The sequence below is a fragment of the Lampropedia cohaerens genome (genome assembly GCF_001005215.1).
In the GTDB taxonomy this organism is placed as follows: Bacteria; Pseudomonadota; Gammaproteobacteria; order Burkholderiales; family Burkholderiaceae_C; genus Lampropedia; species Lampropedia cohaerens.
Window position 1 is genome coordinate 106,804 of the sequence record NZ_LBNQ01000041.1, and the last position, 20,766, is coordinate 127,569.

A 20,766-nucleotide genomic window follows, 5' to 3' on the forward strand; every position below is an offset into this window, starting at 1 on the left:
CCTGCGACCTGCAGCCAGGTTCAATCATTTCGAGACCCCACAGAAACCAGATCACGCCATGGGCCTTCGCATCTACAACACCCTGCAGCGTTCGCTGCAAGACTTCACGCCGCTTGAGCCAGGTCACGTGCGCATGTACGTATGCGGCATGACGGTGTATGACTATTGCCATCTGGGGCATGCGCGCTCGATGGTTGCCTTTGATGTGGTGCAGCGCTGGCTCAAGGCGTCGGGCCTGCGCGTGACCTACGTGCGCAACATCACCGATATCGACGACAAGATCATCCGCCGCGCCGCCGAGAACGGCGAAACCATCCGCAGCCTGACCGATCGCATGATTGCGGCGCTGCACGAGGACGCCGATGCCCTGGGCGTGGAGCGGCCCACGCATGAGCCGCGCGCCACCGATTACGTGCCCCACATGCTGCAGATGATCGGCAAGCTTGAGAGCAAGGGGCTGGCCTACCGTAGCGGTGGTGTCGATCGCGCCGCTGACGTGAACTTTGCGGTGCGCAAGTTTCCCGGCTACGGCAAGCTCTCGGGCAAGTCGCTGGAAGAGCTGCGCGCCGGCGAGCGCGTGGCGGTGCTCGACGGCAAGCAAGATCCGCTGGACTTCGTGCTGTGGAAGAGCGCCAAGCCCGATGAGCCCGCCGAGGCGCGCTGGGACAGCCCCTATGGCGCGGGCCGGCCGGGCTGGCACATCGAGTGCTCGGCCATGGGCTGCGCGCTGCTGGGCGAGCAGTTCGACATCCATGGCGGTGGTGCCGACCTGACCTTTCCGCACCATGAGAACGAGATCGCGCAGAGCGAGGGCGCCAACGGCAAGCCGCCGGCCAATGTCTGGATGCACAATGGCTTCATCAACGTCGACAACGAGAAGATGTCCAAGAGCCTGGGCAACTTCTTCACCATCCGTGACGTGCTCAAGCAGTTCGATGCCGAGACGGTACGCTTTTTCATCCTGCGCAGCCACTACCGCAGCCCGCTGGCCTACAGCGATGTGCATCTGAAGGATGCGCGAGCTGCGCTGCGGCGCCTGTACACCGCACTGGATGCGGTAGCGCCGCAGGCCCCGGCGCAGATCGACTGGAGCGAGCCGCATGTTGCCCGCTTTGCCGCGGCGATGAACGAGGACTTCGGCACGCCCGAGGCGGTGGCGGTGCTGTTCGAGCTGGCTGGCGAAGTCAACCGCACCGGGGACGCACAGCTGGCGGGACTGCTGCGGGCGCTGGGCGGAGTGCTCGGCATTTTGCAGCGCCCGCCAGGCGAGTTCCTGCGGGGACAGACGCAGGGGATGGATGCCGCAGCCGTCGAGGCGCTGATTGCCGAGCGCGCCGCTGCCAAGAAGGCCCGCGATTTTGCCCGCGCCGATGCGATCCGTGCGCAGCTGCTGGCCCAGGGCGTGGTGCTCAAGGACACGCCGCAGGGCACGACCTGGGAGCTTGCGCTGTCATGATCGCATCGAAAACCGGTGTCCATGCATCGAACCGTGCTGCATCACCACAGCACCAAGCCGTTGCAGACCGTGCGACCACTGTGACCCAGCCGGATCTCCCCGCCGAGGGCAAGCCCGATTACTGGGATGAGGCATGCCGGCATCTTGTCAAGAAGGACCGGATCCTGCGCAGGATCATCCCGCGCTATCCCGGCATGAGCCTGCAGTCGCGCGGCGACGCGTTCGAGACGCTGGCGCGCAGCATCGTCGGCCAGCAGATCTCCACCAAGGCGGCAGCGGCCGTGTGGGCGCGCGTTGCGCAGGGCGTGGCCGCAGGCGCTGCCGTGACGCCATCGGCGGTGCTGGCGCTGCAGACGGATGCGCTGCGCGCGCTGGGTCTGTCGCAGCGCAAGGCCGAATATCTGCGCGACCTGGCGCACCACTTCGACCAGGGCTTGCTCAACGTGCAGGACTGGCCGCAGCTGGAAGACGAGGCCATCATCGCCCAGCTTGTGGCCGTGCGTGGCATCGGCCGCTGGACTGCCGAGATGTTCCTGATGTTCCACATGCTGCGCCCGAACGTGCTGCCCCTGGATGACGCGGGCCTGATCCAGGGCATCAGCCGCAACTATTTCTCCGGCGAGCCCGTCACGCGCAGTGACGCGCGCGAGGTGGCGCAGGCCTGGAAGCCCTATCGCACCGTTGCAACCTGGTATATGTGGCGCTCGCTGGCCGAGCCGCAGGCGTATTGACCGCTGCCCTATTGCCGCTTCTATAAAATGGCCCGATTGCCCAGGCGGCCGGCGCCGCCCAACCACCGACACCATGGCCAAGAAAACCTATCTGGACTTTGAACAACCCATTGCCGATCTGGAGCAGCGCATCGAGGAGCTGCGCACCGTCAACGACGGGCATGAATCGGTCAATCTCGCGGCGGAGCTGGAGCAGCTGGCCAAGAAAAGCCAGCAGCTCACGCGCGACATCTACAAGAACCTCACGCCCTGGCAGACGACCAAGGTCGCCCGCCATGCCGACCGGCCCTACACGCTGGACTATGTGCGCGAGATCTTCACCGATTTCACTGAGCTGCACGGTGACCGGCACTTTGCTGACGACAACTCCATCGTCGGTGGACTGGCGCGGCTTGAAGGCCAGCCCTGCGTGGTCATCGGCCACCAGAAGGGGCGCGACACCAAGGAACGTGCGCGCCGCAACTTCGGCATGACCAAGCCCGAGGGCTACCGCAAGGCATTGCGCCTGATGAAGCTGGGCGAGAAGTTCCGTCTGCCGGTGTTCACCTTTGTCGACACGCCTGGCGCCTATCCGGGCATTGAGGCCGAGGAGCGCAATCAGTCCGAGGCCATTGGCCGCAACATCTTCGAGATGGCGCAGCTGCGCACGCCCATCATCTCCACCATCATCGGTGAGGGCGGCTCGGGCGGCGCGCTAGCCATCAGTGTTGCCGATGCGGTCATCATGCTGCAGTACTCGGTCTATTCGGTCATCAGCCCGGAAGGCTGCGCCTCCATTCTCTGGAAGACCAGTGAAAAGGCCGAGGAAGCCGCTGCCGCCCTGGGCATCACGGCCGACCGGCTGAAGACGCTGGGCTTGATCGATACGGTGGTGGATGAACCGCTGGGCGGCGCGCACCGCGATCACAAGATGATGGCCTACCAGCTCAAGCGCCAGCTTGAGCGCAGCCTGGCCGAGCTGCAGGAGCTGTCCACCGACGCGTTGCTTGAACGCCGCCATCAGCGCCTGCTCAGTTACGGCAAGTTCAATGAAACGCTGGCTGGCAAGTCGCGCCGCTGAGACCGCCGCGGCGCCGCGGTCGGTGCATGCGAAGGCATGAGCGCTGCCGACGGCATCGAACAGGCCCTGAAGGGCTTTAACCCTAGGCTGCCACTGGCTGTGGCGTTCAGCGGCGGGGCAGACTCGACCGCACTTGTGCTGGCATGCCAGCAGCGCTGGCCGGGGCAGGTTGCAGCCATCCATGTACACCACGGCCTGCAGGCTGCTGCCGACGACTTTGCGCAGTTCTGCCGGAGACTGTGCACCGAGCACGATGTTCCGCTGGAAGTGGTGCATTGCCAGGCCCGGCATGCGCGGGGCCAGAGTCCTGAAGATGCTGCGCGCAAGGCGCGCTATCGGGCACTGACGGCCGGTGCGCACGCGCTGACCGCGAGGCTGCAGCGCCCGGTTGCGTCGATCGCGCTGGCCCAGCATGCCGATGACCAGGTCGAGACGCTGCTGCTGGCGCTCAGCCGTGGAGCCGGCCTGCCCGGGCTGGCGGCCATGCCGGGGCACTGGCAGCGCGATGGATTCGACTGGTACCGCCCCTTTCTGCAGGTGCCCGGCCAGGCACTGCGTGAATGGCTGGCCGCGCGTGGGCAATCGTGGATGGAAGATCCCACCAATGCCGATCTGGCTTACACGCGCAACCGCATCCGCCACCAGGTGCTGCCGGCGCTGCAGGCGGTCTTTCCGATGTTTCGCACGACCTTCGCCCGCAGCAGCCAACACGCTGCGCAGGCGCAGGCCCTGCTGCAGGAGGTGGCGCAGCAGGACGCGCAGCACAGCGGCCTGCCTCCGCGCATTGCAGCGCTGCAACAGCTTTCCCCGGCGCGCCAGGCCAACCTGCTGCGCTACTGGCTGAATGCCATGCACGGTGTCACGCCCAGCGCGGCGCAGCTTCGGGAGCTGCAGCGCCAGCTGGCCGCGTGCACGACGCGAGGACACGCCATTGATCTCAAAGTGGCCGATGGCCATGTGAAGCGCCAGGGGGCGCATTTGCTGTGGCTAAAATAGCCGGCTTTGCGCCTTGTGCGGCGCCGGCTGCCAGCGACACCGGTCCGCCCTAACCCTGAAGCTCGAAATGGCATTGATTGTTCACAAGTACGGTGGCACCTCCATGGGCACCACCGAGCGCATCCGCAACGTCGCCAAGCGCGTCAAGAAATGGGTTGCCGCAGGTCATCGCGTCGTCGTCGTGCCCAGTGCCATGAGCGGCGAAACCAATCGGCTGCTGGGCCTGGCCGCGGAACTTGAGCCCAAGGAGCGCACCAGTGCGTCGCGCCGCGAGCTCGACGCGCTGGCGGCCACCGGCGAGCAGGCATCGTCGGCGCTGCTGGCCATTGCTCTGCAGGCCGAGGGGCAGGCCGCTGTCAGCTTTACTGGCTGGCAGGTGCCGGTGCGCACCGACAGCAGTTACATGAAGGCACGCATCGAGTCCATCGATGGCGAGCGCATTCATCGGGAACTGGACGCGGGGCGGGTCGTTATCGTCACCGGCTTTCAGGGTATCGACGCGTCGGGCAACATCACCACCCTAGGGCGCGGCGGCAGCGATACATCGGCAGTGGCCATCGCTGCGGCGATCAAGGCCGACGAGTGCCTGATCTATACCGACGTTGACGGCGTCTACACCACCGACCCGCGCGTGGTGCCCAATGCCCAGCGCCTGAAGACCATCAGCTTCGAGGAAATGCTGGAGCTGGCCAGCCTTGGCTCGAAAGTGCTGCAGATCCGCTCGGTGGAATTTGCCGGCAAGTACCACGTGCCGCTGCGCGTGCTCTCGAGCTTCACCCCGTGGGACATCGATCTGGCCGAGGAGTCACGGTCGGGCACACTCATCACCTTCGAGGAAGACGAAAAAATGGAAAAAGCAGTCGTATCGGGCATCGCCTTCACCCGCGATGAGGCCAAGGTTTCCGTACTGGGTGTGCCGGACAAGCCCGGCATCGCGCACGCCATTCTCGGCGCTGTTGCCGACGCCAACATCGAAGTGGACGTCATCATCCAGAATCTCAGCAAGGACGGCAAGACCGACTTCAGCTTCACCGTCAGCCGGGGTGATTACGAGCGCACCATCAAGCTGCTCAATGAGCAGGTGCTGCCGCAACTCGGTGAGGGCACCAGCGTGGTCGGCAACACCCACATCAGTAAGGTCAGCATTGTGGGCATCGGCATGAAAAGCCATGCAGGTGTCGCCAGCACGATGTTCCGTGCACTCAGCCAGGAGGGCATCAACATCCAGATGATCTCCACTTCGGAAATCAAGACCTCGGTGGTGATTGACGAGAAGTACGTCGAGCTGGCCGTGCGCGCGCTGCACACAGCCTTTGGTCTGGATGGCGAGACCAGCATCGAAGTGCCCAAGCGCAACGATGAAAAGTGACGCATAGGCACAGATTTGTCTGAACTGTCACGAAAGTCGGGCATAATGCCGGATTCAAGCGGAGACGTGACCGAGAGGCCGAAGGTGCTCCCCTGCTAAGGGAGTATGCGGTGATGAGCTGCATCGAGGGTTCGAATCCCTCCGTCTCCGCCAAAAGCGATCCATAAAAAACCACCTGCGGGTGGTTTTTTCATGTCTGCGGGGTGCTGGCCTGGGGCAGTGGGGCTGTCGCCGCGAACGCGCGGGCGATTTCCGGCGCGACGCGCTCGCAGGTCAGCAGCACGAGCGATTGCCCGGCGCGGGTCATTGCCATGTAGAGTTTGCGCGCGCGTGCTTCTATGGCGGCGCTGTGGTCCCTGGCCTGCGCATCTGCCAAGGCAGCCGCCGATACCAGCTCTTCGACACCGACCAGAAACACGACGCCCGCCTCCAGCCCGGTGGCCGTGTCGACGTTGGCCATGCGCAGGTAAGCGCGTCCGTAGCCCGCCGGAGGCTGCCTGCGTGTTTCGGACTTGTTGAACCACCACACGGTCTCGCCGCCGAAGTGCCTGCCCAGCTGCTCGTAAAGGGCGTAAGCGCTGACGCGACTGCCATAGACGACCAGCATGTCGGCCAGGCTCAGCGCGTGGTCCCGGTGGGCAGCCTGCATCTCGTTGATGAGTTTCTCGATGCAGTCCTGCACGCTGTCGCATTGCACCAGCACAGGGGGCTGGCCAGGTTCCATCCCTGTCAGGTCTGGCTGCAGGAAGTCGTCGCTGTCGCTGGTTGAGTGCTGCTGCAGGATCTGGTTGGCGGCAGTGAGGATGGCCTGCGTCGTGCGGTAGGAGCGGCGCAGTTTCTTGGTGCGGCCTGCGACTTCCAGGCCGACGCTCTTCCAGCTCAACCGGCTTTTCATGAAGCCCTGATTCGGGTCTGCACACAGGAACAGGCTGCCCTGCTGGCGCATGCCGTGGCGTACGGCCTGGAACCACGCAGGCGCAAAGAACTGCGCTTCGTCGATCAGGACATGGTCTGCGCGCTGCATCGCCGCGTGATCCGCAGCCATGCAGATGTCGCGGGGCATGGCGCTCCAGAGCATGGCTCGCCTGGGCGGCCGCGCCAGCGTGCGCGTGACGGCTTCGTAGAGTGCCCACACGGCAGTGCGCTCTTTCTCGCGCAGCGCAAAGCCACGACCCGTGCGGCTGGCTTGCAGATACGCCGGCAGCTCGGCGATCAGGTTTTCATTGATGAAGTCCAGCTCCTCCAGCAGGATGGCGTCGGGCTGCGTCAACGCAGGCCATTGCTGGCGCAGGCGTGCGATGAGGCGCTCGGCCTCCTGCGCGCTGGCGCAATCGGGCTGGCGCTGGTAAAGCCGCGTCCATTGCTGGCGCGCCCAGGCAAAGAATGTGGTGATCGTCACGTTGGCTGGCAGCGCCGAGCGGGTCTGCAGCAGTCTGGCCTGGACATCGGCGACGATGGGGGCGTTGTGGATGAGTACCAGCACTTGCTGATCCGGATGGAGTTCGGCCAGCAGCAGCGCCCGCGACAGTGCGATCAGCGTCTTGCCGCTGCCGGCAACGCCATTGACCAGCCGCAGTGAGAAATCCTTGCCGGCATCGGTCACGTCTTCGGGCTGCTGCAGGTCGAGCTTGGCGGCCCACTCCTGGTCATAGTCGAGAAAGTATCGGCCCAGGGAGGCGGAGTTATCGCGGCGAAACAGTCTGTGCGTGGTGCTGGCGGGCGCGATTTCCGCCTCCGGAAAGCAGCTGCCAAGCAGCATGGCGGTTTGTCGGGTGCTGACGGGGGCAAGGATGCGCGAGATGAGTTGTGCGCCTCCCTGGTGGAACGCATCCCGTGAGATGAAGGTTACGCCGTATTTGTGTGCATAGCGGGTGCTGATGTGCTGCACCTGCTGCGTGTTGCACTTCCACATGAGGATCAGCTTCTTGAGCGGCGTCTCGCCAGGCTGGGCGGTGGCGCAGGAGAAGGCATGAAAGCGCTGTAGCAGTTCCTCGAACGGAGTCGGCTGGTCATGGCTGAACAGCTGTGCCTGGGGAATCGCCGAGAACGGCGTATCGGACACGGCAATTGCCAACCAGCCATTTTTGGCATGCTGGATGAAAAAGTCCGGCAGCCACTGCTGGCGCGCAAACGGCGTGCGCACGACGTGTGCATCGTCGAGCGCGCTCAGCGTGCGTTTGATATGGATGGCTTTGGCGCCCTTGGCACCGATTTTCTCGGGAATGAATATGGCCATGCCGGATGCTCGTTCATGATGGTCCTGCACGCGCAGTGGCGCCAGGCGATCATAAACAGGAAAGTGTCACGGCAGCGGCGCGCGCCGGCAATACGTAATCAAATCGCGGTACTGCGCAAGCCACTGCTGCACCGCAGGATCTGACCCGGCAGGTGCCGTCACAGGTTCCGGTCCGATGACGATGAGCTTGGTCTTGGCGCGGGTAATGGAGACGTTGAGCCGCTCGGGCTGGAACAGGAATGGCGCCACCATGGCGATGAATGCGGGATCCGTGCTGGTCAATGACAGGATGACAACTTCACGTTCCTGCCCTTGCATGCGTTCGACGGTGTCGGCGACGATACCGTGCGCCACGGTCGAACCAAGCTGCGCGCGCAGGCCGCGGCGGATGCACCGGCCTTGCGCGCGGTAGGGGCTGACGATGCCGATCTCTGAAGCGGGCAGGCCTGCGCCGATCAGGGCCTTGCAAAGTTCGACCACCAGATCCGCATCCTGCGCATTGACGGTGCGGCAGTGCGTGCCAAGGCTGGGAACGAAGATGGCGCAGTCTTCCCCGCACAGCGCGGGGTGCAGATGGCGTGGTATGGCGCGGGCCGACGCCAGGGCAAGCCTGCGCCGCGCATTCGGGCCAGCGGCGCGCAGCTGCCCGTCATAGTATGTCTGGCTGGGCCACTGCGTCAGCCATTGGTTCATGCGGTAGGTCTCGTCGAGCATGACCAGATGGTCGGCGTCCGGCGCTGTCAGGCGTGAAAAGATGGCATGCGCTTGTTTGTCCAGCACCGAGCGCGACAGCAATACGGGCGGCAGTTGCTTCTGGTCGCCGATGAAAATGTAGCGCCTGGCCTTGCGCATGGCCATCAACGCCAGCGGAATGGTGATCTGGCTGGCCTCGTCAAAGAGTACGGTGTCGAACGTGTAGTGGCCAAGGCGTCGGAGTGAACAGGTCGCAAACGGTGTGGCGCCAACCACATAGCCGGCGCCGCTCGGGCGCTCCTCCCACGCATCCAGGCCTTCCACACAGGGAATTTGCCTGTCCAGCTCCTTGCATTGTGTGGTGCGGCCTACCTTGACGACCGGGACACCCTGGGCGTGAATCTTGTTGAGTGCGTTGTTGATGGCCATGTGCGTATGCGAGGTCACCAGCACGCGCTCGCCGCGCGCGACGGCCAGACGGGCGATCAAGCCGAGCACCCGGGTCTTGCCCGTGCCGGGTGGCCCCTGGATGCAGGCCACATGGTGCGCACCATGCGCCCAGCTGACAGCGTCAGCCTGCCTGGCGTTGTAGTCCTCGCTGCGTGCCACGCACATCGCCTCGTCCATGTCGTCATCGTCAAAGGTGATGTCCAGCGTGCCGTCCAGCAGGGGCAATATGACCTCCTGGCCGATGGCCGTGGTGGCGATGTCCTGCAGGGCTTGTTCGTAATAGTCCGTCAGATCCATGACGTCTGGGTCGGCGTAGCAGGCGCTGCCTGCATAGTCGGCCCAGGCAGTCGCCGCCTGTCTGCTGCGCAGCAGCCAGCGGTCGTCCTCCTCGCTTTCGAAGAATGCCTGGCGGCACAGCGGCTCCAGCGCATTGCCCTCGTGCAGGCACAGCAGATCGCCTTCGCGAAAGCGCGATTCCGACTCGTCAGGATAGGCCCACAGGGTGCCTGGTTCCGGGCCTTGCTCCAGCTTACTGAAGCCCTGCGTCAGCCCCTTGCGCAGCTTCTCCTGCAGCGGCTGCTCCCATGTGTGAAACAGCTCGGCAAAGGCGGTGTCGCGCTCGTCGTGCACGAGCTGGCGCAGACTGGTCAACAGCGAGAGGCTACGCATACGAAGGTGTGCAGGAACGCTGCTCAGTCACGCTGGCGCAGTACCACCAGCGCGATGCAGCCGGCCACCAGCCCCCAGAATGCGGCGCCGATGCCGCCCAGTGTCAGGCCGGAAGCGGTGACGAGAAAGGCGATCAACGCCGACTCGCGGCTGGACGTGTCACGCAGCGCGGTGTGCAGGCTGCTGGCAATCGTGCCCAACAGGGCGATGCCGGCAATGGCCATGATGAGCTCGCGCGGAAAGGCGGCAAACAGTGCCACCACCATGCCGCCAGCCAGCCCCGCCAGCAGGTAGAACGCGCCGGCGGCCACTGCGGCAACGTAGCGCCGCTGCGGATCTTCATGCGCCTCGCGCCCCATGCTGATGGCCGCCGTGATGGCCGCCAGATTGATCGCATAGGCGCCAAACGGTGCCAGCAGCAAGTTGACCACGCCGGTAAAGCCGATCACGGGCGAGACCGGCAGTGCATAGCCCGATGCGCGCGCAACCGCCACGCCGGGAATGTTCTGCGAAGTCATTGTCACGATGAACAAAGGCAGCGCCACGCTCAGCAGCGCAGGCAGCGACAGCTGCGGCCAGGTCAAGACCGGCTGTGGCCATTGCCAGCCGATCTGCTCGAAGTGCAGTTGGCCGCCGGTGGCGGCAATCGCCACGCCAACGGCCAGCGTGGCAATGACGGCATAGCGGGCAAACCAGACTCGCCCGGCCAGGTAGACGGCCAGCATGGCCAGCACCAGCAATGGCTGCGTTTGTACCGCGGCGAAGGCGTCGATGCCAAAGCGCAGCAGCACGCCAGCGAGCATGCCGGCTGCCAGCGCCATCGGAAGGCGGTTCATGGCCTTTTCGAACCAGCCGGTAAAGCCGCTGATCACGATCAGCACGGCACAGACCATGAACGCACCGATCAGTTCGGCCATCGGCAATCCCAGTGTCGTGCCCATCAGCATCGCCGCACCGGGGGTGGACCAGGCTGTGACAACCGGCATGCGCAGCCACAGCGACGGCAGTATGCAGGTCACGCCCATGGCCATGCCCAGTGCCCACATCCATGAGGCAATCTCGGCCTGGCTGGCCCCCAGCGCCTGCGCCGCCTGAAAGACGATGGCCGCAGAGCTGGTATAGCCCACCAGCACGGTGATGAAGCCTGCGGCGATGGCCGAGGCAGACATGTCCTTCAGGAATCTGGTCATGATGCAAGGGGTGATGCCCGGGCTGGCCCGGTGAACGATGCCGCGCGTGCAGCATCCTCATCCACATTGCATGCGCGGCGCTGCATTCCGCATGGGGGCAGTCGTGTCAGCGAAGCGGTAATTATCGGCCGCATTCGCTCCCGGCATAGCGAACTGATCCTGGCGTTCGCAAACTTGCGCCGCGCACGCAGCCCAGCTTGCTGTGCGCCAGTTTCACGCGACGTGGGCGGGATACTGGCCTTACCGCTGTGTCAGCAGCGGGCACCGCGACTGCTCCAGCGGCTGGAACGCTTTCTCGGCGGGGATGGTGTCGATCAGCTTGTAATAGTCCCAGGGCCCGTTGGATTCGGCTGGTGTTTTTACCTCGAAGACATACATGTCGTGGATGACGCGTCCATCGTCGCGGATGGAAGCGTTGCGCATGACGGCATCCTCGATGGGCAGTGCGCGCATGGTCTCGGCCACTGCCCGCCAGTCGTCCGTGCCGGCTGCCGCCACGGACTTGAGGTAGTGCAGCGTGCTGGAGTACACCCCGGCCTGCACCATTGTGGGCATGTTGCCCTGGTGGCGCTCTGCGAAACGGGTGGCGAATGCACGCGTGCGCGCATCCAGATCCCAGTAGAAGCCTTCGGAAAACTTCAGGCCCTGTGCAGTTTCCAGGCCCATGGCATGGACATCGGTGAGAAACACCAGCAGCGCAGCGATCTGCTGACCGCCATGGGCAATGCCAAACTCGTGGACACCCTTCATGGCATTGACGGTGTCCTGTGCGCCATTGGCCAGCGCAATGGCGTCTGCGCCGGAGGACTGTGCCTGCAGCAGGAACGACGAAAAGTCGCTGGCGTTGAGCGGGTGGCGTACCGCACCGACGACCTGCCCGCCGTTGGCGGCGATGATGGCGCTGGCGTCCTTTTCGAGCGAATGGCCGAAGGCATAGTCCACCGTGATGAAGAACCATTTCCTGGCGCCAGCCTGCGTCATGGCCGCCACCGGCGCCGCTGATAGGGAGTAGGTGTCGAACATCCAGTGAAAGCCGTTGCGCGCGCAGTCCTCGTTGGTCAGGCGGGTGGTGGCCGGGCCGGAATACATCGCGATGCCGCCGCGCTCGCGGATGATCTGCTGAATGGCCAGCGCGCCGGCGGAATTGGTCAGATCCACCAGGGCATCGACCTGCTGCACATCCAGCCACTCTCGCGCCCGGGAGGCGGCAATATCCGCCTTGTTTTGGTTGTCGGCACTGATCAGCTCGATCGGCATGCCCTTGCACTCGGCCATGAGACAGTCCTCGATAGCCATGCGCGCGGCCACCACCGAGCCGGGACCCCCCATGCCGGAGTAGGGGCCGGACATGTCGGTCAGCACGCCGATCTTGACCAGTCCGTCGGAGAGATCCGGTGTCTGCGCGAGAGTGCCCTGCAGCGCCAGCGTGCAGGCGGCCGCCAATGCGCACCGGCGAATAAAGGTGTATGCCATGGTGAAATGTCTCCTGTGTCGTAGTTGTGTGGGTCTACCGGCTGACGCAGGGGCCAGGCGGCCAGCCAAGCTTAGCGGGCCGGTATGGCCGCAGCAATGGGCACAAATGCAGATGCTGGTTGTCCCGCATGTCGGGTGGCACTGGGGATGTGGCCGCGCTTGGGGTTGGAAGGCAGGAGTGCGTGGCACGTAGAATTGCAGGTTTGCCCGAATCTGCTGGATCTCTTGCCGTGAGCTACGAAAAAGAAACGCGCCGCAGGCGCACGTTTGCCATCATCTCCCACCCGGACGCGGGCAAGACCACGCTGACCGAGAAGCTGCTGCTGTTTTCCGGTGCCATCCAGATCGCCGGGGCGGTCAAGGGCCGCAAGGCCAGCCGTCATGCCACCTCGGACTGGATGGAAATCGAGAAGCAGCGCGGCATCTCGGTGGCCTCGTCGGTGATGCAGATGAGCTACCGCGACCATGTCATCAACCTGCTGGACACGCCCGGCCACAAGGACTTCTCGGAGGACACCTACCGGGTGCTGACGGCGGTGGATTCGGCCCTGATGGTGATTGATGCGGCCAACGGCGTGGAGTCGCAGACGCGCCGGCTGATCGAGGTCTGCCGCCAGCGTGACACGCCCATCATCACCTTCGTCAACAAGATGGACCGCGAAGTGCGCGATCCGCTGGACATCCTCGACGAGGTCGAGCGTGAGCTGGGCATGCCCTGCTGCCCGGTTACCTGGCCAGTTGGGCAGGGCAAACGCTTTGGCGGCATCATCAACCTGCGCACGCAGAGCATGACGGTGTTTGCGCCCGGCTCGGAAAAGCGCCCGCAGGACTTTGAAGTCATCCCGCTGGCCGAGGCGGACAAACTGCGCGCCCGCTTCGGTCAGACGTTTGACGATGCGCTGGAAGCCATGGAACTGGCCCAGGGCGCGTCCGCCGAATGGGACCACGCGGCGTTTCTCGCAGGCAAGCTCACGCCGGTGTTCTTCGGCTCGGGCGTCAACAACTTCGGCGTGATGGAGGTGCTGGACGCGGTGGTCGACATGTCGCCACCGCCCGGGCCGCGCGTCAGCCGTCTGGTCGGAAAGAGTGGACAGGTGACGGAAACCGTTGTGCGCCCGGAGGATCCACATTTCTCCGGCGTAGTGTTCAAGGTGCAGGCCAATATGGATGCCAACCACCGCGATCGCATTGCCTTCGTGCGTGTGGCCTCGGGCCGGTATACGCCAGGGATGAAACTCAAGGTGCAGCGTACGGGCAAGGAGTTGCGGCCCACCAGCGTGGTGACCTTCATGAGCCAGCGCCGTGAAGCGGTGGAAGAGGCCTACGCGGGCGATGTCATCGGCTTTACCACGCACGGTGGCGTACAACTGGGCGACACCGTCACCGATGGCGTAAACCTGCAGTTCACCGGGCTGCCGTTTTTCGCTCCGGAAATGTTCTGCACTGTCGTGCTCAAGAACCCGCTGCGCACCAAGCAGCTGCAGCAGGGCCTGCAGCAGCTGGGCGAGGAGGGTGCCATTCAGGTGTTCAAGCCCGAGGCCGGCGGCAACATGCTGCTGGGTGCGGTGGGCCAGCTGCAATTCGAGGTGGTGCAACACCGCCTCAGGACCGAGTACGACGCCGAAGTGCGGCTCGAGCCCAGCCAGTTCACCAGTGCGCGCTGGATCAGCGCCGAATCGCCCGAGGAACTCAAGAAGTTCGAGGCCGCCTACCCGATGCGCATGGCGCGCGATGCGGCCAATGCGCTGGCGTACATGTGCACGTCGCCGTACGATGTGCGGCTGGCGCAGGAGCGTTTTCCCAAGATCACGTTCCATCCGTTGCGCGAACATGCCGGGCTGGAACTGCAGACCGGTTGACGGGCTGCGTGACAGATGGAGCGATTGTGAACAGGTTTGCCGATTCCAAGGAGCCCGAAACCATGCCGCGTGCACGCGTTCTGTTGCGAGCCACTGTGCTGGCCATGCTGTGCGGCAGCGCGATGGCAGCACTTGCCCAGGAGGCAACGCAAGCGCTGCACGCGCCGGGCATCCTGGCAGTGCCAGCGCAGATTGCCGTAGACGGGCAGGCAACGGTCCAGACCCTGCCCGATCGGATTCGCGTAGCCCTGGGGGTGGAGACTGTTGACGGTGACCTTGCCCAGTCCAAGCGCCAGAATGCGGCCATCGTGGTCGCCGCCATGACCGCGCTCAAGCAAATGGGTATCGCCGAGGATGCCATCGCCATCGATGGCGCCAGCGTCATGCCGCGCTACCGCGATCCGGCACGGCGCCAGGGGTTGGTCACCTACGTCACCCGCAATGCATTCACGGTCACCGTGGCGCAGGCCTCCCAGGTCGAGCCGGTCGTCGCTGCCGCCCTGCAGGCCGGCGTGAACTACGTGCACGCGGTGGAATACGGCAGCAGTGCGCTGGCGGAGCACCAGGATGCGGCGCGTGAGCAGGCCCTGCTTGCCGCGCGCGAGAAAGCCGCGCGCATGGCTGCCACCTTGGGGCAGAAGCTCGGCGCGCCGCTGCGCATCGAGGAGGGCGCGGTCCACTGGCAGTTCCACGGTGGCGAGCGCTACGCCTGGGGCGCGGCGCCGGAGGCGGCCGCCGCGGACGACAGCCCCGATCTGCTAGGCAAGATCACCGTGCACGCCAAGGTGCGCGTGGTCTTTGCCCTGCAGGACTGAGCTTCAGCCCGCTGAGGTCAGGCGCAGCAGCAGTTGTACCAGCGGCAGCAGGGCGAGATTCATCAGCCCCGCCAGAATCATGACCAGCCCCGCCACCGTGCCTTCCTGCGCGCCCAGCTCCTGTGCCTTGGCCACGCCCGCGCCATGGGCGCCCATGCCGAACAGCGCGCCGCGCGCAATGCCCGAGCGCAGCTTCAGGTAGCGCAGCAGGCCGCTGCCCAGCGCCGCGCCGCACAGGCCGGTGGCGATGACGAAGGCCGAGGTCAGTTCCGGCAGTCCGCCCAGCTTGTCGGATACCGTCACGGCAAAGGGTGTCGTGACCGAGCGCGGCATCAGGCTCAGCTGCAAGTCCTGCGACAGGTGCAGCTGGCGCGCCAGCAGCCAGGCACTGGCCAAGGAGACGCTGCTGCCCACCAGCGCGCCCAGCAGCAGTACGGCCCAGTAACGGCGCAGCAGCGCGCGCTGCTCGTAGATCGGCACGGCAAATGCTACCGTCACCGGCCCCAGCATCATCACCAACCAGTGCGTGCCCTGGATGTACTCGCGGTAGCTCACGTGCAGTGCCAGCATCAGCGCCATCAGTCCCAGAGGCGCCACCAACAGTGGCGAAGTCCACCACCGTGGCAGACGCACATAGCCCTGGCGGGCCACGCCGTAGATGCCCAGCGTCAGCGCCGTCCACAGTGCCGCCTGGGCCAGATCCTGTACGGATAGGGTTGGCAACGTCATAAGGCTTTGTGCATGTGGCGCTGCAGCCGTTTGCGTGCGGCGCGATGGCGTGCAAGGCGCAGACACCATTCGATCGTCAGGGCAGTGCAGGCCATCACGCAGACGGTACCCAGCACGATCACCGTAAAGAGTTTGACGCCTACCCAGCCCAGCAGCTCGCGGTGATCAAGCACGACCAGCACCGCAGGAACGAAAAACAGCAACATGTGGCGGATCAGCCAATGCGCGCCGTGTTGCACCCACGCCAGTGGCAGCCAGCCATTGATCAGCAGCAGCCACAACGCAAACAGGCCGAGCACGCCGCCCAGTTGCGCAAAACCCAGCCATCCGGCCAGGCGCGCAGCCAGCCACCACAGCGCGATGAGTGCCCCGACCTGAACGGCAGGGCGCAGGCGCAGCCGCGCCCAGAGGGTACGCTGATCGCGGTGGCGGCCGGATGGGGCGGGAGCGTCATGGTGCATTGCACAAAGATACGCTGCCTCCGGCTATTCGTAAAACGAATAGTATTCATAATGTCGTTTCTCTTCTGGAATAGTCATGCGTCTCCGCCTCTTACAGATGTTCGTGCAGGTCGTGCGTACCGGAAGCTTCGTCGCGGCTGCGCGCGCCTGCCACGCCACGCAATCGACCGTCAGCAAGGCATTGCATCAGCTTGAGGAGGAGGTCGGGGCGGTACTGGTTGACCGCAGCACCAGTCCGGTTCGGGTGACCGCCGCTGGCGAGGTGGTGTTGGCGCACGCGCTGGCCATGCTGGAGCACGCGCAACAGATGCGCGATGCGGTGGCGCAGCTGCAAGGGCTGCAGCGCGGCGTGTTGCGTCTGGGCCTGCCGCCGCTGGGCAGTGCCAGCCTGTTTGCGCCGCTGTTCGTGACCTATCGCGCTCGCTATCCTCAGGTTGACATCGAACTGGTCGAGCAGGGCAGTCACCGGCTGGAAGCGCTGCTGGTGCAGGGCGACATCGAGCTGGCTGCGACCTTGCTGCCGGTGCCCGCTGCGTTGCAGGCGCAGTTCGTGATGGAGAGCAGACTGGTGGCGGTGCTGGCAGCGGACCATCCGCTGGCCGAACGCGCAGAGATTGCGCTTGCGGAGCTGGCCGAGACGCCGTTCATCTTCTACGAGGCGGGCTTCGCACTCAACGCCCAGCTACTCGATGCCTGTCGCGCGCAGGGGTTCACTCCGCGCGAGGCCACGCACAGCGCGCAGGTCGACTTCGTCGTCGCGCTTGTGGCGGCAGGCTATGGCGTGGCGTTTCTGCCCGAGTTGATGGTGCCGCAGTACCGCCAGCGCCAGACCCGCTTCGTGCCGCTGGCACCGGCGCAGGGCACCTGGTGGCGGCTGGCACTGGCCTGGCCGCGCCAACGCACGTTGTCGGCAGCGGCACAGGCCTGGCTGACATTGGCGCAGGAAGCGCTTCCTGCACGGCAGGTGCTGAAGCTCTAATGTTGGGCCGGTTCAGCGCGGTCGTCGGTGTCCTCGCGTGCGGTGATGGTGACGTGCTGTTCCAGCCACGCGTACAGTGGCTCCAGCATGGCCTGCGCGACGGCCTCGAACTGGCCGGTCGCGTGTAGCGCTGCAAAGTCCGGCCAGATGCGCGCCAATGCCGGGTTGCGGGCCGCCTGGCCCTCGTAGGGTCCGCCGTCGTAGGTTTGGCGCGCCTTGCCAAGCGCATCCTGCTGGCGCGCAGCATCATCGCCGTTCTGTTTGCGCATGGCCTGCCACCATGTCGTGGCAGTGACGAAATCAAAGGGCAATGGCTGTTGCTGGCAGCGATGCGCCAGCGTGACGATGTGCTGCAGCCATTCCTGCGCCTGCGCCTTTGGCGGTAGCGTCGCGTCCAACACGGCATCGACGGCAATGATGCGCAGCTGGCTGCCTGCGCCCGCTTCTGCCGGTTGCACGGCGCCCAGCAGCAAGGCCTGCAGCCATGTCTGCAGCAGCGACTTCAGCCGGATTTCGCCCTTGCGCGAGCCCAGCACCTTGCCGGGCAGCACGTGCAGCAGCAGCGCCTGCGTCTCGTGCGCGTGCCGCCTCAGCCAGGGGGTGGGCGCCCAGTCCACGATACGGGGCGCGCCATCGGCAGGCCATTGCAGCAGCTGCGGGCGGTGGCTGGCGAATGGGTGGCTGTGATGGGTGGCGAGCCAGTGCTCCAGCACATAGTGCCACTCCTGCAGCCACTGCTGCTGCAACTGTGCGGCAGCAGCGCCGGCGGGCAACGCGCCGCTGGCAGCGAGCCGTTGCAGCTGCCGCGCGCACAGTGATTGCAGCGCTGCCAACGAGGCGTCAGGCTGGGTAATTCGTGGCGCGACGGCCTGGCGCAATGCGTCAAAGGCTTGCCAGCGCTGCAGTCCATGCACGCGCAGGGGTTCGCAATCGTCCAACAGCTGTGGCAAAGGGGCAAAGCGCGTCTGCAGGCGGCGTGCAAACCATTGCTCGGCCGGGTTGCGCCAGATGGCCGCAATCTCCGCCAGCGTCAGGGGCGGTGGCTCGGGCGTGTCTTGCGGCGGCGCCAAAGTCGTTGGCGCGAACGGTTGTGCTTGTTCGCTGGCGGCGGCTGGATGCCATTCACGGGCCCAGGTGTGCAGCGCGCGCTTGCCGCGTGATGCCTGGAAGTAGGCTGGGTTGAAGGGCTGCAGCGGGTGTTCAACGGTCAGCGCCTGCAGCAGTGCGTTGCCCCAGCGCGCGCTCAGATAGTCGCGCAGCTGTGCCACCAGCACGGACGGCGCGCGGGCGCTGTTGTCGCGCACGCTTTTGCCGACCCAGCTGATGAACAGCTGCTCGCGTGCCGATAGCAGCGCTTCCAGCATGAGCTGGCGATCGTCCTGGCCGCGACTGCGGTCACCGGGGCGGAACATGCCCGGCAGGCGCATCAGGTCCATGTCGTTGGGGGGGCTCTGGCGCGGGTAGACGCCGTCGTCCATGCCCAGCAGGCAGACAACGCGAAACGGGATGGCGCGCATGGGCAGCAGTGTGCAGAATGTCACCCCGCCGGCGTGGAAGCGCTGGGTAGGCGCGGGCGCTTGCAGCGCGCCCAGCCACGCATCGCGCGCCACGGCCAGCGGCAGAGGCTGCGCGAATCCGGCCTCCAGTGCGGCATCCAGCCACTGGGCCAGGGCATTCTCCAGCAGCGTCATCGCCGCCTGCTCCTCGGGCTCGCGTGCCAGCAGGCAATCAGCCAGCATGGCGCGCCAGCGCGCGGCCCACTCCACTGGCGTGGCAGGCGTGGTCAGTACCCGTTGCCAGTGGCGCAGGCGTTGCAGCAGCGCTGCCAGTGCGCCAACGTGGCTGGCGGCCAGACCGCCGATTTCTTCAAAGGGCACGGTGCCCTGCCAGGGGGCGTTGCTGGCGTAGCCCAGCAGCATGCGCTCCAGCCCGAACCATGCAGTGTTCTGTTCGCCAAGCGCTGCAACGCCGAGCTGGGCGCGATGCGTGCCATCGAGTCCCCAGCGAATGCCGCTGCCCTGCATCCAGTGCTGCAGCTGGGCTACGCCTTCGGCATCGAGGCCGAAGCGGCGTGCGATGGCGGGCACGGCCAGCCAGTCGCACAGCTCTGCGAGGCCGACGCGCGTCTCGGGCAGCCGCGCCAGCCATTCGACGGCCTGTACGACGTCGCTGGCCTGCTGCGCGGCCAGATCGGTGACGGCAAACGGGATGTGGCGGGCATCGTCAGGGCCGTACTGTCCGAACACCGCCTGGATCAGCGGCGCGTAGGCACTGATGTCGGGGACCATCACGACGATGTCACGCGGCGCTAGCGTGTCGGGTGCGGCGAGAAGATCCAACAAGTGGTCGTGCAGGGCTTCGAGTTCGCGCACCGGGCTGTGCGCAACCTGAAAGCAGAGGCTGCGATCCTGTGGCGATGCAGGCGTTGCGGGTTCGCCCAGCGGCACGAGATCGCGCACTTGCTGCTGCACCTGCGCCAGCAGGCTAGGCGGAGATGACGGGTGACCATCGTCAAATCGGTCGACGCGCGGCAGCGCGCGGCCCTGCGCTTCCAGCTGCGCTTCGCGGTGCTCCAGCAGGCGCAGGAAGTCGCGCACCTGCCGGCCCCACTGCACCAGCAGCGGATTGGCATGCGCATGCATGGCGTGCAAGGGGATGGCGGCCAGATCGGCTGCGGCGCGGCCCGATGCCGTGCTGCGCCGCTGCAGCCTCGCAAACAGTTCGCGCCCGTCAATGGCATCGCCCCAGTACATCTGGCAGGGGTTGGGGATTGCCAGCAGCACCTGGCTGTGCAGCGCCAGCGTGCACAGCAGATCAAGAATGGGCAGCGGCAGGTGGGCCATGCCAAACAGCACGACGCGCCGCGGCAATGTTTGCACCGCCTCGCCAGCGCGCAGCGCCGCAAGTGCGCGCAGATGCAGGTGCGGGCGGGTTGCCGCGCGCTCGGGAGCCTGCAGCGTGGCCATCAAGCGCTGCCACAGCAGCGCCTGCCAGTGCATCTGCTCGGGCAAGGAGTGGTCTTGATCGAGCGCATCGCGCAGGGTCAGTTCGCCTTGCTCCCACGCCAGCAGCCAGTCAGGCCGGTAGACCTGGTACTGGTCAAACAGATCGGCAATGCGCACCGCCAGCCTGTAGCACTCCAGGGGCGCCGGATTGGCACCCAGCATCGCGTGCAGCGGCCGCCATGGCGATGATGCGCCGTGTTCGGGCCCGATGGCCTGCGGCAGCAGCCGCATCAGTCGCCACAGCATGTCAGGCTTGTCCAGTGGCGTGTGGTAGGGCACGTTTTGCTGTCCCAGGATGCGCCGGTACAGCCGCCAGGCAAAGCGGCTGGGCAGTTCGGTGGCAACGGCCGCGCACACGCCCAGCTGCTGCGCCAGCTGCATCTTCAGCCATTCGGCCATGCCGTTGCTTTGCACCAGCACGGTTTCCGGCTCAAGCGGTGCCAGCGGGTAGGCCTTGAACCAGCCCGCGACGGTTTCCGCCAGAGCCTCGGTACGGTGGCTGTGAATGGCGACGATGCCGGGCAGGATGGAGGCGTCAGTGGCAGGGCTGATGTTCTGAGACACGGGACATTTTCGTGAAGGGATGGCGCTGTGA

The 20,766-nt window shown here is 65.5% G+C and carries 15 protein-coding genes and 1 tRNA gene; 9 read left to right on the forward strand and 7 right to left on the reverse strand.

Going from position 1 to position 20,766, the window contains the following annotated elements:
• The first annotated feature begins 58 nt into the window (after nt 1–58).
• The 6 genes from cysS to AAV94_RS13920 all read left to right on the forward strand — a co-directional run bounded on the left by cysS (nt 59) and on the right by AAV94_RS13920 (nt 5,765).
• Nucleotides 59–1,456, forward strand: a complete 1,398-nt coding sequence (gene cysS / locus AAV94_RS13895) for a cysteine--tRNA ligase (RefSeq protein ID WP_046742801.1) — start codon at nt 59–61, stop codon at nt 1,454–1,456.
• Nucleotides 1,453–2,187, forward strand: coding sequence for a DNA-3-methyladenine glycosylase family protein (locus AAV94_RS13900; protein ID WP_084824948.1), 735 nt, complete (start codon nt 1,453–1,455; stop codon nt 2,185–2,187). Before cysS ends, AAV94_RS13900 begins: the two co-directional genes overlap by 4 nt.
• Before the next feature lie 73 nt (nt 2,188–2,260).
• On the forward strand, nt 2,261–3,247 hold the full coding sequence (locus tag AAV94_RS13905) for an acetyl-CoA carboxylase carboxyltransferase subunit alpha (protein WP_046742802.1): 987 nt from the start codon (nt 2,261–2,263) through the stop codon (nt 3,245–3,247).
• A gap of 36 nt (nt 3,248–3,283) precedes the next feature.
• Nucleotides 3,284–4,243 (forward strand): tRNA lysidine(34) synthetase TilS, encoded by a 960-nt coding sequence (gene tilS, locus AAV94_RS13910; protein WP_046742803.1) that lies wholly within the window; start codon nt 3,284–3,286, stop codon nt 4,241–4,243.
• 67 nt (nt 4,244–4,310) lie between these two features.
• Complete coding sequence (locus tag AAV94_RS13915; protein ID WP_046742804.1) at nt 4,311–5,612, forward strand: aspartate kinase; 1,302 nt, start codon at nt 4,311–4,313, stop codon at nt 5,610–5,612.
• A 60-nt stretch (nt 5,613–5,672) separates the two neighbouring features.
• Nucleotides 5,673–5,765 (forward strand) — tRNA-Ser (locus tag AAV94_RS13920).
• 37 nt (nt 5,766–5,802) lie between these two features.
• On the opposite strand, the gene AAV94_RS13925 is transcribed toward AAV94_RS13920, so the two are convergent.
• From AAV94_RS13925 to AAV94_RS13940, 4 genes are all read right to left on the reverse strand, one after another.
• A complete protein-coding gene (locus tag AAV94_RS13925; RefSeq protein ID WP_046742805.1) occupies nt 5,803–7,848 on the reverse strand; it encodes a DEAD/DEAH box helicase in 2,046 nt (681 codons plus the stop codon).
• Between the two features lie 66 nt (nt 7,849–7,914).
• Entirely contained in the window at nt 7,915–9,660 is a 1,746-nt protein-coding gene (locus AAV94_RS13930; RefSeq protein WP_046742806.1) for a DEAD/DEAH box helicase, read from the reverse strand.
• A 23-nt stretch (nt 9,661–9,683) separates the two neighbouring features.
• Nucleotides 9,684–10,850, reverse strand: a complete 1,167-nt coding sequence (locus AAV94_RS13935) for a benzoate/H(+) symporter BenE family transporter (RefSeq protein ID WP_046742807.1) — start codon at nt 10,848–10,850, stop codon at nt 9,684–9,686.
• A gap of 240 nt (nt 10,851–11,090) precedes the next feature.
• Nucleotides 11,091–12,323 (reverse strand): ABC transporter substrate-binding protein, encoded by a 1,233-nt coding sequence (locus AAV94_RS13940; RefSeq protein WP_156454456.1) that lies wholly within the window; start codon nt 12,321–12,323, stop codon nt 11,091–11,093.
• Between the two features lie 230 nt (nt 12,324–12,553).
• Between AAV94_RS13940 and AAV94_RS13945 the strand changes: the two genes are divergently transcribed.
• Both AAV94_RS13945 and AAV94_RS13950 read left to right on the forward strand, forming a co-directional pair.
• Complete coding sequence (locus tag AAV94_RS13945) at nt 12,554–14,182, forward strand: peptide chain release factor 3 (RefSeq protein ID WP_046742808.1); 1,629 nt, start codon at nt 12,554–12,556, stop codon at nt 14,180–14,182.
• Nucleotides 14,183–14,244: 62 nt separating this feature from the next.
• Entirely contained in the window at nt 14,245–14,997 is a 753-nt protein-coding gene (locus AAV94_RS13950; RefSeq protein ID WP_156454457.1) for an SIMPL domain-containing protein, read from the forward strand.
• Between the two features lie 3 nt (nt 14,998–15,000).
• Here the strand turns inward: AAV94_RS13950 and AAV94_RS13955 are convergent, their stop codons facing one another.
• Nucleotides 15,001–15,726 (reverse strand): LrgB family protein, encoded by a 726-nt coding sequence (locus AAV94_RS13955; RefSeq protein ID WP_046742810.1) that lies wholly within the window; start codon nt 15,724–15,726, stop codon nt 15,001–15,003.
• On the reverse strand, nt 15,723–16,187 hold the full coding sequence (locus tag AAV94_RS13960; protein ID WP_084824949.1) for a CidA/LrgA family protein: 465 nt from the start codon (nt 16,185–16,187) through the stop codon (nt 15,723–15,725). Before AAV94_RS13960 ends, AAV94_RS13955 begins: the two co-directional genes overlap by 4 nt.
• Nucleotides 16,188–16,263: 76 nt before the next feature.
• Here AAV94_RS13960 and AAV94_RS13965 point away from each other — a divergent pair, with 76 nt between their 5' ends.
• Nucleotides 16,264–17,166 (forward strand): LysR family transcriptional regulator, encoded by a 903-nt coding sequence (locus tag AAV94_RS13965; RefSeq protein WP_046742811.1) that lies wholly within the window; start codon nt 16,264–16,266, stop codon nt 17,164–17,166.
• Here AAV94_RS13965 and recC read toward each other — a convergent pair.
• On the reverse strand, nt 17,163–20,735 hold the full coding sequence (recC, locus tag AAV94_RS13970; protein ID WP_052755072.1) for an exodeoxyribonuclease V subunit gamma: 3,573 nt from the start codon (nt 20,733–20,735) through the stop codon (nt 17,163–17,165). The two genes, AAV94_RS13965 and recC, sit on opposite strands and share 4 nt — an antisense overlap.
• Nucleotides 20,736–20,766: the final 31 nt, after the last annotated feature.